The sequence below is a fragment of the Calothrix sp. FACHB-168 genome (assembly GCF_963889195.1).
Taxonomy (GTDB): Bacteria; Cyanobacteriota; Cyanobacteriia; order Cyanobacteriales; family Nostocaceae; genus Aulosira; species Aulosira anomala_A.
Genome location: NZ_CAWPNJ010000090.1, coordinates 1 through 17,195 on the forward strand (window position 1 = coordinate 1; position 17,195 = coordinate 17,195).

Sequence of the window (17,195 nt, forward strand, 5' to 3'; positions counted from 1 at the left end):
GGGGAGGTAAGACCAACGATGGGGCGAAAGTCTCACCTGCGGCACTCGCCTGTGAGTACAGAAGCTCAGGGTGTAGCGAAGCGAAACCCTGAGTAGTTCACTCTCAAATGGGATAGCAAGGAGGACAAGGAGGACAAGGGAGAAATAAATATTTACCCTAGTCTTTAGCCCCTAGTACCGCAGGGCGGAAGTCAAAAGTCAAAAGTCAAAAGTCAAAAGTCAAAAGTAATATGGAGCCAGCTTTTTAACGATTGCAAATGGTCTGTTTATTTACGCCGTGCTGTACTAGGGACTGTTTTTAAACCCTAAATTAGACTTTACAGCAGTTTTCACCTATTTAAACCACATCTGTCGTAGGGGCACGGCACCGACAATTTTTTGGTACATACAATAATTTTACTAGTGCCGTGCCCCTACAGCGTGGTCTACTACTAAGATTAGACTTAAGTCCATAGCGATCGCCTGGGGACAAAGCCTAAAATTCTTTAGGTAAAATACTAAACACCTAGAATTAGGGCTAAACCTTTTTGAGGTAGGAAGGGCGAGATGAGCGATGTCCACCGCCAAGACAGTCGGCGTCTGCGGAGCAAATTAGGAAGCCAAAAAGCAGATACATCGGGTTTTTCTCGTCCGTCGCTAGTTTCACCCAATACTCCCACCTTAGCGAATCCCACAGCAGGTTTTGTCTCCCCAAAAGTGACTGAGGAATCAACTGATAATCAACAAGCTCAGTCAAGCGATCGCGAATTATCATTATTAGAAAGTATTCCCGAAAAACCGCCTGGGCACGATATCAGTCGTATATCTTTACTACGCCCCCAAGCTAAATCAACTCTGGAAACAACAGAGGATAATGATTTGCCTTTCCAGGAATTAACTGATGTCGTCCAGCGTCAACCTGTAACTAATCCTACATCAGACCAAGAAGAAAAAACAAAATCGACTTCGGGGGCAGATAATTCTTCTCAGCAACCACAGCCTGCACCTATTTCTTCCCCAAAAAATGGGGATGTTTCAGGATTTACACTAAATAATAATGTAACTTCAAATACTTCAAATTCACAGGATAATTCTCCGGGATTGATGTCAGGGAATAACCAGTCATCAACTCAAAAGACACCAGACGAACAAGTATCTTCTACTGACGCTAAGAGTGCGGATTTATCCAATACTCCTGATAGTAGTGGCAATCCTGGCGTGCCTGTAAAAACTAATGCCCCTACAGTTGATGGGGGTGCTACTCCTTCACCTTCCCCAGATTCAGCTGCACCGACGCCGAGTAATAATACCAATGATGGCGGTGCTGGTAGTCCGGAGTACGCGCAATTTTTAACTCAAGCACAGTTGCACCGGAAAACTCTTGCGAATCATGCACAGACGAAAAAAGATGCGATCGCTAAAGGTGCAGAGCAAGAAAAGCAAGGTATCAGCAAGCAGGTAGAGGTTGAAGCAACTCGCCTGAGTACTGCCTATGATAATGCGATCGCTCAAGTAAATACTGCGATCGCTAATTCCAAAACAGAAATTACCACGAATAAAGCCGCGAAAATCGCTAAAGTCAAGACTACCGCCCAAAGCGAACTCGATAACCTCACGAAAATCAATCAAGATAAACAAGCAGAAGTTAAGCGAGTGGCGGAACAGAAGGCTTTAAATATTGAAGCTTTTGGGGAAAGTGAAGCCAAACGCGCCCAAGATGGTAGCAAGATACGTGTGGACAAAGCTAACAAGCTTAAGGATAGTAAAATTGCGGAAGTCAAAGGTAAAGATAATGGTGCGCAACTAGCAGCCGAAATTGAACAGGAAGCGGCGAAAGTCATTGCCAATTTTAATAAATCAGCTGGGGATTTGGCAGTGATGGCGCGTAGTCGAGCCAAAGAAGCAGCAAAAAAATTTAGACAAGAAGGGGAGGAAGCAGCAGGTAAATTCACTGAGCCAACGGAAAAAGCCAGCAAAGCCGTCATTGGTGCCCGTGACGAAGCAATTAAAGCGATTGAGAAGGCTGCGGCAGATTCGCTCACGGAATTGCAAGCAGACGCTAAAGCTGTAGTGAAAAACCTGCAAACAGAAAAGACCGAGAAATTGACCCAGGTGCGTGCTAATGCTGATTCGATAGCGGCGGGTGTAGACAGCGCTACCATAGATGCCGGTGCCAAAGTTGACGCTAAAACGACTGAGATTGATAACGAGGTGGTGCGCTTCCAAGACAAAATCACGGAGGTGAAATGGGCTGGTAAGCAAATTGCAACGGCGGCGTTGGATTTACAGGTAGCAGTTGATAACCACAATGCGGAGATAGACACCCTGACAAACAGCGTCATCACAGCTATTGGTAAAGGTATTAAAGATGCGATCGCTAATTTGGGTGATGCTATTACCAAGCAGATTGCTGAGGTGACTAAAGTCGGTAGTGAATTTGAAACCAAAGCCTCGGCGGCTAGTAGTAAAGTCGTCAGTGCAATGGAAGAACAGCGCACCGAAGGCGATGAAGAGATGAAAAAACCAGGTACAGACCTGGATAAACAGCTGCAACTAGCTGTACAAAGGGCGGGTGAAGGTTGGGAACGCAACTTAACTGAGGCGCGGAATGATATCAGCCACAGCGTTGACGACGGCTTGCGTCAACAAGACGATGCGATCGCGTCCTTCGATAGTGCGCTGGCGGGAATTGTCAGTAAAGCAGGTTCGTGGCTATCCAGTGTCGTTGACGCCATCAAGAATGTAGGTAGTTTCCTCGCTGGGGTAGTGGTAGGTGCTTTTTGGCACGTGATTGATTTCTTTGTCGCTTTGTGGGATTTAATCAAGAAACCACTGTTTTGGATTGTTGTGGTAATTGTGGCGATCGTGATTGTTGTCGCCATTATCTATTTTGGCTGGGCAGCAGTTGCAGGTGCATTGGCGGCGATTGGTAAAGCTTTGCTGGTAATTGGCATCATCATCGGCGTTGGTTTGGCGATTTACTATATCTACGTCGCGATTACCAAACCCGACCTCAGCCCCTATGAACGTGGTAAATACGTAGGTAAAGCTGTAGTTGAAGTATTCCTCGCTTTCCTGGGTACTGGCGTTTGGGCACGTTTAACTGGTTGGCTGGCGCGTGTGGCGCAGATTGCTAAAGTTTTGGATCTGGTTGGCGACTTGGTAAAAGCATCGCGGTTGCTGCGGCGTGTCAGCGATGTGGAAACGGTAATCAAGTTGCTGGAAAAAGCGAAAGATGCCGAAAAATTATTGGAATTGCTGGATAAAGTCAAAGATGCGGAAGAAGCGCTGAAACTACTCGACAAGTCTAGCGATATTGTGAGCTTGCTGAAGTTGCTGGAACTCGCCAAGAGTAGCGAGAAAGTCTTGCAACTGCTAGAAAAAGTCAACGATGCGAGCAAAGCAGTTCAATTGTTAGAAAAAGTCAAGAATATTGACACTCTGCTTTCTATTCTTGGCAAGACAACTGATATTGAAAATCTTCTCAAGTTGCTTGACGCAGTTAAAGACGCTGATAAAGTGTTATCACTGCTGGAGAAATCAACCGATATCCAAAACCTGCTCAAGCTGGTGGACGAAATTAAAGATGTCGAGAAGATACTCGCACTCCTAGATGAGATTAAGGATGCCAAAAAACTCCTAGAACTTTACGGTAAAGTCAAAGATGCCGATTTACTGTTGAAGCTAGCGAAAAAGGTCAAGGATACCCAAAAACTAGAGAAACTTCTGGAACAGGTAACTGATGCTGCTCAACTGGAACGTTTGTTAAATGCGGTAGAAGATGTAGCCGACTTAGAGAAGTTACTCAAGGATATGTCAGCAGCAGAAATCGAACAGTTCATCAAGGATTTGAACGACGCGAACAAATTTAAGCTGCTCGCCAATAAATATGTTGGGAAAGCGTTAAAGCACTACGGCGCTAACTGGTTTGCGAAAGAGTATGGAGGCATTACCCTGCATACCCAACAACATGCGACGGTTGGACACGGATTCAGCCAAAGTGGTGGTGTCAGTGGTTGTCATGACACAGGCAACTTTGTCACTAAATTTATCAACCCTGGAACCGACACAAAAATCTTTATCCACAACCAGTCAACATCCGGTGCTTATACTAAATTTGAATACTCCATGATGAAAGCAGATGGTTCTGGACCTAAAGCTGGCAAACACGTGAAAACCACTCGTCAGGGTTTAGAGAACAGCTGGGTTTCTATTGCTGAGGATCTAACCAAGATGCTAGATGATGCTATCAATAAGACGACTTTTCCCATAGTTCAGGGCGGTCCTCCTGGCTCCGTAGTATACGAAGGTCTTAACTGGCAATATTATTTCCGAAACAATAGGATAGACAGCATTTTCCCAACTTTCTAAATATTACAAACTATGAATTACATTAGCGATCTAACTGTTGATTCAATTACTTTTACTCCCAGCACAACACATGCCGGTATTGTTGATATTGATGCTCCTGAAGGGTTGCGTCCTCTTCAAGCATTTTTTTGGGCAATTAGCTGGAATAATTTAGTATTCTTTGCTAACTGTGTAGCTGATGGTATCGGCTGCGGATTTGAAGTTGCCAATACACAATATGATGATGACTTAGAACCAGATGAGGAGCAGTTTGAGGGAGTGTGCGTGAACAGCCAGATGGATGATGAATCAATTGTACTTTCGCGTCACGCCTTTGAGGAACTGGCGCTCCGCTTCCTAGATTTATGTATTTCAATTGCTCAGGAACAAGACCAACCTATACAGCACCAACCTGCATGGTCGAAGTTACTAGAGTACCGCGATCGCCTGAAAGCGCGTCAACAATAAATACCATTGATAATGATGTTTAATTGCTATCGTTAATTTTTTATTAAGCAAAGCACTTTTATTTGTCACCACGATAAAAAATACACCTCACGTAGAAATAATGAGGTGTATTTTAAATTGATTATTTTGGCTTATTCTAAGTAACTTTGCTGAATAATTAACTAGCCAACAGCCGATGGTTGACGCTGAAAATAAGCTTGCAAAACTCTTTCGGCGATTTGACGACTAGTTAAACCTAATTCCGCCTTAGATTCATCTGGTGTAGCATGATCTACCAAGATGTCTGGTATGCCGATGCGCTTCACGGGAACGACAACATCAGCATCGAGTAAGGCTTCTGCTACCGCCGAACCAAAGCCGCCCATAACGCAGCCTTCTTCTAAGGTGACAACGCGGCCGATTTTCTGAGCTAGCGGTACAATTAGCTCAGTATCTAAGGGTTTTGCGAACCGAGCATTAACTACGGTTGCTTCAATACCATGTTCGCTGAGAATTTCTGCGGCTTGCATACTGGGGTAAACCATTGTGCCATAGCTAACCAGTAATACATCATCACCAGTGCGGAGAATTTCCCCTTTACCAATTTCCAAAGGTTCCCAGCCTTCTTCCATCAAGGGTACGCCATGACCGTTACCACGGGGGAAACGCATAGCGATCGCGCCTTTGGTATAGTTAACTCCAGTGACGATCATCCGTTGCAGTTCGGCTTCGTCTTTGGGAGCCATTAACACCATGTTGGGAATGCAACGCAGATAAGCGATGTCATACATCCCTTGATGGGTGGGGCCATCAGCGCCAACAATTCCCGCTCTGTCTAAACAGAAGAACACTGGCAGGTTTTGAATGCAGACATCATGGATAATCTGATCGTAAGCCCGTTGTAGGAAGGTGGAGTAAATCGCCGCTACAGGGCGCATTCCTTCACTAGCTAAACCAGCCGCTAAGGTAACGGCGTGTTGTTCGGCAATTCCCACATCAATATATTGATTGGGTAATTTAGCTTGGAGTTTATCTAAACCTGTACCTGTCGCCATCGCCGCCGTAATCCCGATAATTTTCGGGTTTTGTTCAGCGAGTTTAACTAAGGTGTGGGCAAAAACTTTGGCGTAAGCTGGGGGTTTGGGCTTACTCGAAGGAATAGCTTTACCAGTTGTCAAATTAAAAGGATTTTGGGCGTGGTAGCCTACTTGGTCTTGTTCCGCTAGTTCATAGCCTTTACCTTTAACAGTAGACACATGTACCAAAACTGGCCCGGGGATTTGATGTGCTTGTTGGAAGGTAGCAATTAATTCTTCTATATTATGCCCATCTACTGGCCCGATATAGGTAAAGCCTAGTTCTTCAAATACTGCGCCCACTTTAGGAACAGCCAAACGTTTCATCCCTTCTTTGATCCGTCCCAGTTCGGGAGACAAAGATTCACCGACAAAAGGAATGTGCTTGAATTGTTCCTCAAAATTATCTTTAATAAACTGCACGGGGGCGCTGAGGCGCATTTTGTTGAGATAGCGAGGAATTGCGCCTACGTTGGGCGAAATGGACATTTCGTTGTCGTTGAGGACAACTAGTAGGTTAGTTTTGGGTAAATGTCCGGCATGGTTGATTGCTTCTAACGCCATCCCGCCAGTTAAAGCACCATCACCAATCACAGCTACGGCTTTAAATTTTTCCCCCTTTAAATCGCGGGCTAAAGCCATACCCAAAGCGGCGGAAATACTAGTAGAAGCATGTCCCGCGCCAAAGTGATCGAACTTGCTTTCACAGCGTTTAAGATAACCAGCAACACCATCTTTTTGTCTAAGGGTATGGAAGTTGCTGTAGCGTCCTGTAATTAGTTTATGGGGATAAGCTTGGTGTCCTACATCCCAAATAACTTTATCCCGATCTAAGTCCAGTGTTTGGTAAAGCCCTAAGGTTAACTCTACAACACCCAAACCTGGCCCCAGGTGTCCCCCAGTTGCTGCTACCGTTTGTAGGTGCTTATCGCGGATTTGACGGGCGATTTGTTGCAGCTGCCGAATCGATAAACCGTGCAACTGATTGGGATGGGTGATTTCGCTCAGATGCATATTATAGGGTTTTCCTCTCTAATCTCTACTTCTGAATATTCTCTGATTTTCCCACGGTAATGTTGCTTACAGAACCATAGTTAAAATAAGTTGTATTTTCACAATCAAACGGCGCAAAGTTGAGGCAGTGGGTTGCGTGGGTTACACCCGTTGTAGCAATTGCCGGTTCGCAAAAATCATTTGTTAATTTTCTGCCCTTGCGCACCCTGGTTCACAAATCAAAAATCCTCCTCTGAGTCAGTAGTATGAGGATTTTTCAGCCTCATTTTTGCAGGTAAAATTCATCCCATACTTTTCCTAGACAAGTGGGATTGATTTACCTTTATTAATGTAACAAATTGTAATAAAAATGTTGGAAAAACTTGGTAAAATACCAAATTTTTTCGGTTGGATAATCGATAAAATTATCCTATTGGTATTTGAGATTTTGTATTAATAATTACCATCAGCACATATTGCGTCAAAATTTATCTGTAAACATCATTTTTTTAATTAAATTTACTGAGTTTGACGGTTGAGAAAATTGCCAAATTGAATTACCAATTAAGCACAAAATGAACTAATTTGTGCATATAAAAAATCTCTATACCTGTAGGGTGGGCATTACCCACCAGCTAATTTACAGGCATAAATGCTTTTCAGGCTTCTATGCGATCGCTTTTGACTACGGGCAAAGTTAAGGGTACGGCGTCGGGTGCAGTAAACAACGGTTGTAGTTGATTCAAATTCGCCAAACCACCACATAACAATACTTGATCGCCATCTTTCAAGTCCATGTGGCTATCGGGAGTGCGGATAAACTTACCATCGCGCCGAATCGCTTCGACTTTAACGCCATATTTATCGCTAATATCTAAATCTTCCAGAGTTTTGCCTAAAACCGGAGTTTCGGCATTAATTGTCAGCCACTGACAAGCGCTATCTTCTCCCGGTACAGCCGTTCTGCCAATAGCAAATTCTGCTAAAGCTGCGAGTTCTTCATCGGCTCCCACTACTAATAAGCGATCGCCTTCTTCTAATCTGGTTTCGTTACTGGGATAATCTATCTCTTCCCCATTAGCGCGGCGAATTGCCATTAAGCTTACCCCAATTAAGTAACGCATATCCGCTTCTTCTAAGCTCATACCAATGAGGGGGGAACCAGAAGGTAGGGGATACCAGCGCCGATTTAAATCGCGGGTTGCTTGCTGTAAATCGCGGGAAACTTCCAATGCAGTCTGTTCTGGGCGCAAGTCTAAATAATGATCCTTGCGAATTTGTTGCATTTCCCGTTGCACTACGTTTGCTGGCAAACCTAAACCTGTTAATAAATAGGTTGCCATTTCTATACTAGCTTCAAACTCTGGTTGTACAACTTCCCTAGCTCCTAGTTGATAAAGCACTTCAATATTTTTATCTTGGGTAGCGCGGACAACTAAATCGAGTTCTGGACACAATTCCAAGGCGCGTTTCAGACAAAGCCGGGTACTAATTGGATCGGGAAGTGCGATCGCCATTCCTTTAGCATGGTTCACCCCAGCCGTTTCTAGAACGTGTAAACTGACGCAATTACCATATACATAAGCCACGCCAGCATCCCGTAATTGCTGAATCCGACTTTCCGATTGATCGATGACGACAACAGGTAGCTGATGCTGCTGCAATAACTTGACTAAATTTTTACCTACTCGCCCATAACCACAAACTACCACATGGTCTTTTAAGGGCAAATCTTCAGCCACATCTCGCGGCTGTACTTCCTCTAAATAAGGTTTCAGCCAAGGCATCGATTCTGCCAAAGTAAATAAAAATGGCACTAACCGTAACACAAATGGTGTCAAAACAAGTGTTACTGCTGTAGTCCCTAAAATCAGTAAATATACAGAACGCGAAACTAAGCCCAGTGCTTGCCCTTCACTCGCCAATACAAAGGAGAATTCCCCAATTTGCGCTAGTCCCAGCCCCGCAATTAAAGCTGTTTTTAAGGGATAGCGGAATAATTTCACCAACGGTGTGATGATTAAAAATTTACCGATGAAAACTATTGCCACTAAACCTAAAATTAATTCCAGGTTTTTCCACAAAAACACTGGGTCAATTAACATGCCAATAGCGGCGAAAAATAAACTGGCGAAGATATCTCGCAGGGGTTCTACATAAGTTAAAGTTTGGTCGGCGTATTCCACCTCAGAAATCATTAAACCGGCGACAAACGCCCCCATTTCAATGGATAAGCCTAAATATTCTGTTAGCAGTGCAATTCCCAAGCACAGTGCAACCACACCTAATAAAAATAGCTCTTTGCTTTCCGTCCGGGCCAGGAGTCGCAATAACGGCGGAATTAACCAAATTCCCGCTACCACTGCACCAGCCGCAAATAAGCCAATTCTCACTAGGGCTGTTACCACCGCAATCCCAATAGCTTCACCAGGCTCATGCAGGGCGGGTAAGACTGCTAGCATTAATCCTAATGCTAAGTCTTGGACTACCAAAATACCCAGCATTACCTGTCCGTGAGGGGTTTCCGTTTCGTTGCTTTCCATCAAGCATTTAAGGACAACGGCGGTAGAAGATAAAGACAGAATTGACCCCAAAAACACGCCCTTAGCAGGTAAAGCGCCCCAAGCGCCAGTGACACCACAAATCGCGACTGTGATTAAAATTGTCAGCGCAATTTGTAGCCCACCACCACCTAGTGCGATCGCTTTTACTTTCTTCAGTTCGGCAAAAGAAAATTCTACGCCCAAAGCAAATAACAAGAAAGCGACCCCAAACTGAGCCAGAGTCTCTACTTGAATCACTTCTTTAATCAATCCCAGCCCCGCAGGCCCCACGACCATACCGCCGATGAGATACCCTAACAACACAGGCTGTCGTAACAGCGCCGCCAACAGTCCGCCACCAGCAGCAACGGCGAGAACGGAGACTAAATCAACAATTAACCTAAAATCTTCTTGCACCAGTTTAAAAAAAAGAACTATTAAGACCTATTAACTTCAGCATACAAATTTTTATATATCTATGCTCAAGTTATCGAAAAACTGGGTCTACAACCCCATACTAGATGCACAGCTTGCAGAGGTGATGGGGTTGGAAAGCATCTCGAACAATCACCAAGGCGCGTGGAGTTTCCCGTTGCTGTCAATTAATCGAATAAGCGATCGCCTGCTAAAAATGCCATAGGCTCTATTTAGGCTTTTTTAGGCTATTTTTCAACCATAAGAAGAAATTAAATTATTTTAAGTTCAGTAGATCTACGGTTAAATCCTGTAATACTACTTAAATACAAATTTTTTCAGCACAATTTTATCTCAATATTTATGCTGTTTAATTTCTCAATGGGTGCAGTTTAAGAACATTTTCGGTTTATATTTTTAAGCAGTAATGATCAAGTATGTTCGTCCATTAATTATTGGATTTTTTAGCTTTGTAATTGCTATAAACGAGAAATTTTTTATAAATAATATTCTAATATTTCTATGTGGAATTATTACCTTCAACTCACCAAGTTCATACGCTTTTTTGCATGATACTGGCAAAGCAAATGCTGCTGACACATATTCAAGTAATAACTCTATCATGCAAGTTGTCGATAATAGAGTAGGTAGTGAGACTCAGTTTTATAACCTTCAACTAGATGTACCTTCAGAACTTGCACAAATTCCCCGTGTTCGTCAGCAGACCCCCCAGCCAAGTAATGTACCTAACAATAATTCTCCTGAAGTTTTACCGCAAAACTCAAGCCAAGATTCCCTCAAATCACCAATTCAAACTCAAGCTTCTAAATCAGATTCTCCTTGTCAAGATAAAGTTAATGGCTTTAGTCTCTACCAATCAGCCAATGGCGTGTGTCTCTACTCTCAAGAATCATCATATATAACTACAGTAGATCTGAGTAAAGCTAAACTTTTTAATTTGACTGGGCCAATCACCAAGAAAAATACAATTGAAGCTAAAAACCCTGATTATTTTCTCAATGAACATAATGAAATTGAGAACCTTAACAGACAAGGCTTAAAGTTGAGAGCAATGGTAAATGGTACATTTTTTAGTACTATTGATGGGAAATCCGACGTTACCATCGGAAATATATTACAAGCTGGCGAACGCATCATACCTCTGGGGCTAAGAACTGAGGGAAAAATAATTCAGGAATATAACCCTCAGAAAATCGACTCTAATTTTGCTCACCGAGCATTCTGTTTTGACTCCACAACAGCCTCTATTCAAGATAATGTAGCTCAGGCTTTTCAAGATACTAGCAAATGTCCCAATTTTATTGGTCTTTATGCTCCTACCGCTCCAAAACCTCCGGATGAAAAACCTATTCTAGGAGGGCGAACTTTCGTCGGAATCCGAAATAGTAATGCTCAAGGTAGTACAGTCTTGTTTTTCTCTAGTAATTCAGCAACTCTGAAGCAAGCTAGAGATACATTAACAAGTTTTGGGGCGACATCAATTGCTCAGTTAGATGGAGCGGGAAGTTTACTTCTGACCTGGGGTCAAGATATCCTTCTTAAAGGCGATCGCTTTAAAATCTGGATTGGTATTCCATCCGCGATCGCAATCTACTCCAAAGAACCGGAAGAAAAACCCCAAGATAGAACAGGAAAGCCAGTCAAAGGTACAAGTTACGGCGATCCTCACCTCATCACCTTCGACGGACACAGATACAGTTTCCAAACAGTCGGCGAATTCATCCTCGCAAAATCAACTGATGGTATTTTTGAAGTCCAAACCCGTCAATCTGCAGTGAACAAATCACTTTCTCTCAACAGTGCAGTGGCGATGAAAGTTGGCAAGAATCGTGTAGCTTTTTACTCAAAAGATTTCCCAGATGCAAATACTAATACCCCCCTACGAATTAATGGAAAACCTACTGTTGTAGAAGGTGATTCCTTATCTCTACCAGGAGGTGGGGTAATTCATAAACAAAATGATAGCAACTATGTAGTTGAGTGGTCTACAGGTGAGAAAGTTGCAATCACAATTTATAGCCGTGGACAGTTTAAATACATGGATGTCTTTCCTTTTGTTCTAGAATCTCAAGCCAATCAAATGGTGGGTTTGCTGGGAAATGTTAACGGTAATGTTGATGATGATTTACGGTTCCGTAGTGGAGATATTCTCCCTTCTAAATCAACTTATGGAGATGTTCGCCAATTAATTGAGCGTGTATCACCAATTCGGATTCCATTAGGTGAACTGGAGAAAATCTACCTTGATAAATTAAATAAAGATTTCGGTAATAGTTGGCGAGTCAGCCAGAAAGAATCTCTATTTGACTATGGACAAGCTCAATCTACAGCAACTTTTACAGATAAAGCTTTTCCTGATGCCTACCTGACACTAGATATGCTATCTCCTGCACAACTTGAGGATGCGAGATCGCAATGTCTTAATGCCAGAGTAGATGCAAGTTTATTAGATGGTTGTATCTTTGATGTCGGCTTTACAGGATACAGTGAATTTGCTTATCGTGCGGCACAAGTTTCCAATATTTTGAATGTGGTTGAATCTGTTATTCCAGGTTTTAAAAATCCCATTCCGGGTATTTTGCGTCAAGTTCCCAAAATTCCCGGATTGTAATTTTCAATAGGGTTTAAATTCCCATACTTTCAATTAAAACTACAACTATAGCAATCCTAAATCATTGGTGAAATTTGCTAATTCTCAGTTTTTCTCTAATCCTTGGCGTACTTGGCGTCTTGGCGGTTAATCAAAAAAATATTTTCACAACTCAGATAGAATTGCTATTTTTGTCAAAAACATCAAAATGTATCTTCCCAGTCAACAGTCAACAGTCAACAGTCAACGCTCTTTTCAAGAGAAAAAACCTATCAAGGTGTTATCAATGAAAAAAGTCTCCAAATTATTATGGGTGGTTTTTGGTGCAGTTTTATTTCTCTGTCTCAACTTACTTCTACCAATAATTTCTTCTGCACAAAATTCTAATGCAGCTAACCGATTGCAAACTTTAACCAAAGCAGATGAACTTTACCTTACAGGAAATACCGCAGGTGCGGAAAAACTCTATCGCCAAGCTAAACCTCCATTTGCTAAAGAAACAGCCACAGCTAATAGCATTCCTAAAGCCATTACTGACCCTGAACAACTTTCAGGAGCAGGTCGGGTATACTGGCGTAATGCCACCGAAGGAATGCAACAGGGACTTACAAGTAAAATTTTTGTACCGCTAAAAATGCTGTTAGAAAAACAGCCGGAATTTGTCCCTGCGTATGCACTGTATGCGGAAGCTTCTAAGAAGTACGGCGATCAAAAAGATGTAATTCCCATTCTAGAGAGGGGAGTAGCAACCTTCCCCGATTCTGTAGAGTTAAATAAAGCTTTAATCAAAGCTCAGGAAGAAAACGATCAATGGTTGGAAGCTTCTATTATTGCTCGTCAATTTGCAATTGTTTATCCTCAACATCCAGAAGCGACGGAGTTTGCTAGCATTGCAGATAAGAACTTTAATCGCTTTCGTAGCAAGCTCAACGAACAAATTATCTTCCAAGGAGTTGTGGGTGCAGTTGTTGGGATTCTCACAGGTGATGGAGCTAACCAAGCTGTACGATTGGCTCCTTTAATGCTCCAAGGTGAATCTGCTATGGGGGCACAAGTTGCTGCTGCTTATAAACAGCAATTACCTCTGATAGATGACCCGAGTATTTTAGAATATGTCAGCCGTATTGGTAATGATATTGCTAATTTGATGGGGCGGGCTGATTTTAAATATGAATTTAATGTAGTTAAAGACGATTCTCTTAATGCTTTTGCTCTCCCTGGTGGCAAAGTATTTATCAACACCGGAGCAATTATGGCTGCTAACTCAGAAGCAGAATTAGCAGGATTATTAGGACATGAAATTGGTCATGCAGTTTTATCTCATGGATTTCAGCGAATTACCAATGCCAATTTACTTGCTAATGTAGGGCAAATTCTTCCTTTTGGCAATCTGATTTCTACTTTAGCGACTCTAGATTATAGCCGTCAAAACGAGACTCAATCTGATATTATTGGCACTCGTGTATTAGCTGCTGCTGGTTATGCGGCTGATGGTTTACGCAACTTATTTGTGACTTTCAAACAACAAGAAAAAGGACAAACTACTCCAGCTTACCTGCGTACCCATCCCACCTCTGAAGCACGAGTTCGCTATTTAGAAGAAATCATTCAGCGCAATGGTTATAATCGCTATGCTTTTGAAGGTGTACAAAGACATATAGAAATTAAACAAAAACTGCAAAAAATTCTCGCCAGTTGATTGGCGATCGCACTTTGAGTCCATAGTGACCCATAAAAAGCTTAACCACATGATATGAAACAATACAAGCGTGCTGTTAGGGCACGCTTGTATATATATTTAACAAATATACAACTTCTGGCTATCAACCACCTGCAACAGCAGGGACAATACTGACTTCATCGCCATCTTTGAGAGTTGTAGCTATCCCTTCCAAAAAGCGAATATCTTCACTATTGACATATAAATTCAAAAATCGCCGTGGTGCGCCTGTTTCATCGCACAAGCGGGATTTAATTCCAGGACAAACAGTCTCTAGAGAATCAAATAATTCTGCGATGTTACTACCAGTGCATTCTAGGACAGCTTGGTTATCGGTAAATTTTTGAAGAGCTGTGGGAACTAAAACTGTTACAGACATAGTTGAAGTATGAAGTGTGAGATATGAAATATCAAGGATGGAAGGTGAAGTTAAACTATTTAACCTTTATCCTTTAAACGAGTACTTGCTGCCATTCCAAACGATCGAGAGTCCGCGAACGCTCTAGTGCGTTTTCAAAGCTGTCGAGTTTGGCATCAATTGTCAAAGGTTCGCCAATATAGCCGTGAAGAGCTTCTTGGGTTTTCAAACCATTGCCAGTGATATATACCACAGTAGTTTCATCTGGATCTATTTTGCCAGCTTCTACTAATTTTTTCAGCACGGCAACGGTGGTACCGCCAGCAGTTTCTGTAAATATACCTTCAGTTTCTGCTAATAGCTTGATACCTTCAATGATTTCTGCATCATTGACAGATTCGATATTACCGTTGGTTTTGTTAGCTATTTCCACAGCATAAACACCATCTGCTGGGTTACCGATCGCAATCGATTTCGCGATCGTATTAGGTTTCACTGGTTTAATAAAGTCCCGTCCTTCTTTGTATGCTTGGGCGATAGGCGAACAACCTTCAGCTTGCGCGCCACTAAACCGGACTTTCTTATCTTCGACTAAACCAACTTCGACAAATTCTTTGAATCCCTTATAAATTTTTGTAAATAAGGAACCAGATGCTAGGGGCGCAACGATATGGTCGGGTAATTCCCAACCTAATTGTTCAGCTACTTCAAAGCCTAAAGTCTTAGAACCTTCTGAGTAGTAGGGGCGGAGGTTAATATTGACAAAACCCCATCCATGTGTATTAGCTACTTCCGAGCAGAGACGATTGACTTGATCGTAGTTACCTTTAACAGCCATTAATGTGGGGCTGTAAATCAAGCTACCCATGACTTTCCCAGCTTCCAAATCTGCGGGAATGAATACACAGCAATCTAAACCTGCGTGAGCTGCGATCGCGGCTGTGGAATTAGCCAAGTTACCAGTACTAGCACAAGAAACTGTCGTAAAACCTAATTCTCTAGCTCTTGTTAAAGCGACAGATACCACCCGGTCTTTGAAGCTGAGGGTGGGCATATTCACAGCATCGTTTTTAATATAAAGCTTATTTAGACCCAGACGACGCGCCAGACGGTGAGAACGCACTAAGGGAGTCATCCCAGTTCCCACATCAATTACATTATCAGTTGCAACAGGCAAAAAGGGACGGTAGCGCCAAATGGAATTAGGGCCAGCTTGAATTTTTTCTCTAGTGACAGTATTGCGTAGCAGATTGTAGTCATACTTGACTTCCAAAGGCCCAAAACATAATTCACAAACATGGTTAGCTTTCAGTTCATACTCCTCACCACATTCCTTACACTTCAAGGCTTGAAAAGAGATAGTGGCGGCTTCGGTGAGTGCGGATTTTGTCTGAGTCATAAACCTAGCTTTCCCTGTTTGTCTGTCAACTGTCGCCTGATAGTAACACGAGTACAAATACGAGTCAAACATACCCGACAAAAAAAGTCGGGTATGGTTCTTAAGTCGTTTGTTGTTGACTATAAACCTGGCTAGACAAAGATTTTGGCGTTTGTAGCCAGAATTAATTTGCCAATTTCTACAACACAGTCCGTTGCAACTCGGGAAAAACTTTAGAAACCTTACTTAAGACATAATCCCCATAAGTCCCGTGAAATTCATGAACGCTAGCACCATCCCAACGTTCTTGGTAATCGTCAGCGATCGCCACTTCATTTAAAGGAATAGGCTGAACTTCCACATCAAAATTAGGATCGAAAAAGAAAGGGAATGAAAGGCGATCGCGTCCCGACAAATTTTGTACTCGATGGGGTGTAGAACGATATAAACCGCCAGTCATGCGATCGAGCATATCCCCAATATTGCAGACAAAGGAACCAGGAATAGGAGGCGCAGCAATCCAGCCAGATTTAGATTTCACCTGCAATCCGCCTGATTCATCTTGTTTAAGAATAGTTAAAACACCGTAGTCTGTATGTTCTCCCACACCCCACCTATTAGGGACTTCAACTGGTGATAAATCTGGTGGGTAGTTAAAAATGCGAAATAACGTTAATGGATCTGATGTATAACGCTCAGAAAAATAAGACTCTTCCAATCCTAAACTTAAAGCAATCCCAGCCATAAGCTTATGTCCGAGTTGCGTCATCGCCTCCATATATTCCAGCACCGTCTCGCGGAATAAGGGAATATTACGAGGAAACAGATTAGAACCATGCATAGGTGTTTGTGCTTTCACTAGTGGGTGATCTGCTGCTAGTTCCGCACCAAAATAGATACCTTCTTTGAGATCCGGTTTACCAGATGTGAGTTCATCCCCAACCGGAAAGTAACCTCGCCATGCTTTCCCACCCAAAGCCATGCGAATTTTTAGTTTAGTTTGCAAATCTTGAGCAAAAAACTGGCGACTGAATTGTTCTAGCCTTTGCTGTAAGCCTTCATCCACACCATGTCCGACAATATAGAAAAATCCCGATTGACGACATGCTTGTCCAATTTGAGATGCAACTTTCAGGCGATCGCCTTTTCTACAAACCAACGCGCTAATATCAATTACCGGAAGCTGCAAAAATCCTTCTTCCAGAACTTGCGAGATGTTCATCTTCTGGAGTTTAGACTAAATGGAAGCAAACAGAAAATAACAGCAACAGATTTACTGAACTAAAAAAATACACCATAAACGGGTAGGGGAAGCGCCCCAAAAAA

General features: G+C 42.6%; 10 protein-coding genes. 5 read left to right on the plus strand and 5 right to left on the minus strand.

All coding sequences use genetic code 11. The features are described 5' to 3' along the window. Positions 1-546: 546 nt before the first annotated feature. Positions 547-4,350, plus strand: coding sequence for a hypothetical protein (locus AACW45_RS36685; RefSeq protein ID WP_190638003.1), 3,804 nt, complete (start codon positions 547-549; stop codon positions 4,348-4,350). A gap of 12 nt (positions 4,351-4,362) precedes the next feature. Continuing rightward, positions 4,363-4,797, plus strand: coding sequence for a hypothetical protein (locus AACW45_RS36690; RefSeq protein ID WP_190638006.1), 435 nt, complete (start codon positions 4,363-4,365; stop codon positions 4,795-4,797). Positions 4,798-4,958: 161 nt separating this feature from the next. Here the strand turns inward: AACW45_RS36690 and dxs are convergent, their stop codons facing one another. Continuing rightward, on the minus strand, positions 4,959-6,866 hold the full coding sequence (gene dxs, locus AACW45_RS36695) for a 1-deoxy-D-xylulose-5-phosphate synthase (protein ID WP_190638009.1): 1,908 nt from the start codon (positions 6,864-6,866) through the stop codon (positions 4,959-4,961). A gap of 638 nt (positions 6,867-7,504) precedes the next feature. Beyond that, positions 7,505-9,805: a cation:proton antiporter domain-containing protein gene (locus AACW45_RS36700; RefSeq protein WP_190638011.1), complete on the minus strand. Its 2,301-nt coding sequence runs from the start codon at positions 9,803-9,805 to the stop codon at positions 7,505-7,507. Between the two features lie 61 nt (positions 9,806-9,866). Here AACW45_RS36700 and AACW45_RS36705 point away from each other — a divergent pair, with 61 nt between their 5' ends. From AACW45_RS36705 to AACW45_RS36715, 3 genes are all read left to right on the plus strand, one after another. Then, positions 9,867-10,028 (plus strand): hypothetical protein, encoded by a 162-nt coding sequence (locus tag AACW45_RS36705; protein ID WP_190638015.1) that lies wholly within the window; start codon positions 9,867-9,869, stop codon positions 10,026-10,028. Positions 10,029-10,424: 396 nt separating this feature from the next. Further along, positions 10,425-12,434: a VWD domain-containing protein gene (locus AACW45_RS36710; RefSeq protein ID WP_242045830.1), complete on the plus strand. Its 2,010-nt coding sequence runs from the start codon at positions 10,425-10,427 to the stop codon at positions 12,432-12,434. A gap of 265 nt (positions 12,435-12,699) precedes the next feature. Then, positions 12,700-14,112 (plus strand): M48 family metallopeptidase, encoded by a 1,413-nt coding sequence (locus AACW45_RS36715; RefSeq protein ID WP_190638017.1) that lies wholly within the window; start codon positions 12,700-12,702, stop codon positions 14,110-14,112. A gap of 124 nt (positions 14,113-14,236) precedes the next feature. On the opposite strand, the gene AACW45_RS36720 is transcribed toward AACW45_RS36715, so the two are convergent. The 3 genes from AACW45_RS36720 to AACW45_RS36730 all read right to left on the minus strand — a co-directional run bounded on the left by AACW45_RS36720 (position 14,237) and on the right by AACW45_RS36730 (position 17,091). Then, on the minus strand, positions 14,237-14,512 hold the full coding sequence (locus AACW45_RS36720) for a MoaD/ThiS family protein (protein WP_190638019.1): 276 nt from the start codon (positions 14,510-14,512) through the stop codon (positions 14,237-14,239). 73 nt (positions 14,513-14,585) lie between these two features. After that, on the minus strand, positions 14,586-15,890 hold the full coding sequence (gene thrC, locus AACW45_RS36725) for a threonine synthase (protein ID WP_190542186.1): 1,305 nt from the start codon (positions 15,888-15,890) through the stop codon (positions 14,586-14,588). Positions 15,891-16,068: 178 nt separating this feature from the next. Further along, positions 16,069-17,091, minus strand: coding sequence for an isopenicillin N synthase family dioxygenase (locus AACW45_RS36730; RefSeq protein ID WP_190638020.1), 1,023 nt, complete (start codon positions 17,089-17,091; stop codon positions 16,069-16,071). Positions 17,092-17,195: the final 104 nt, after the last annotated feature.

Excerpts from the sequence above, each read along its gene's own strand:
- AACW45_RS36690 (WP_190638006.1), top strand. The coding sequence starts at position 4,363 with ATGAATTACATTAGCGATCTAACTGTTGATTCAATTACTTTTACTCCC.
- AACW45_RS36685 (WP_190638003.1), top strand. The coding sequence starts at position 547 with ATGAGCGATGTCCACCGCCAAGACAGTCGGCGTCTGCGGAGCAAATTA.
- AACW45_RS36715 (WP_190638017.1), top strand. The coding sequence starts at position 12,700 with ATGAAAAAAGTCTCCAAATTATTATGGGTGGTTTTTGGTGCAGTTTTA.
- thrC (WP_190542186.1), bottom strand. The coding sequence starts at position 15,890 with ATGACTCAGACAAAATCCGCACTCACCGAAGCCGCCACTATCTCTTTT.
- dxs (WP_190638009.1), bottom strand. The coding sequence starts at position 6,866 with ATGCATCTGAGCGAAATCACCCATCCCAATCAGTTGCACGGTTTATCG.
- AACW45_RS36705 (WP_190638015.1), top strand. The coding sequence starts at position 9,867 with ATGCTCAAGTTATCGAAAAACTGGGTCTACAACCCCATACTAGATGCA.
- AACW45_RS36710 (WP_242045830.1), top strand. The coding sequence starts at position 10,425 with ATGCAAGTTGTCGATAATAGAGTAGGTAGTGAGACTCAGTTTTATAAC.
- AACW45_RS36720 (WP_190638019.1), bottom strand. The coding sequence starts at position 14,512 with ATGTCTGTAACAGTTTTAGTTCCCACAGCTCTTCAAAAATTTACCGAT.
- AACW45_RS36730 (WP_190638020.1), bottom strand. The coding sequence starts at position 17,091 with ATGAACATCTCGCAAGTTCTGGAAGAAGGATTTTTGCAGCTTCCGGTA.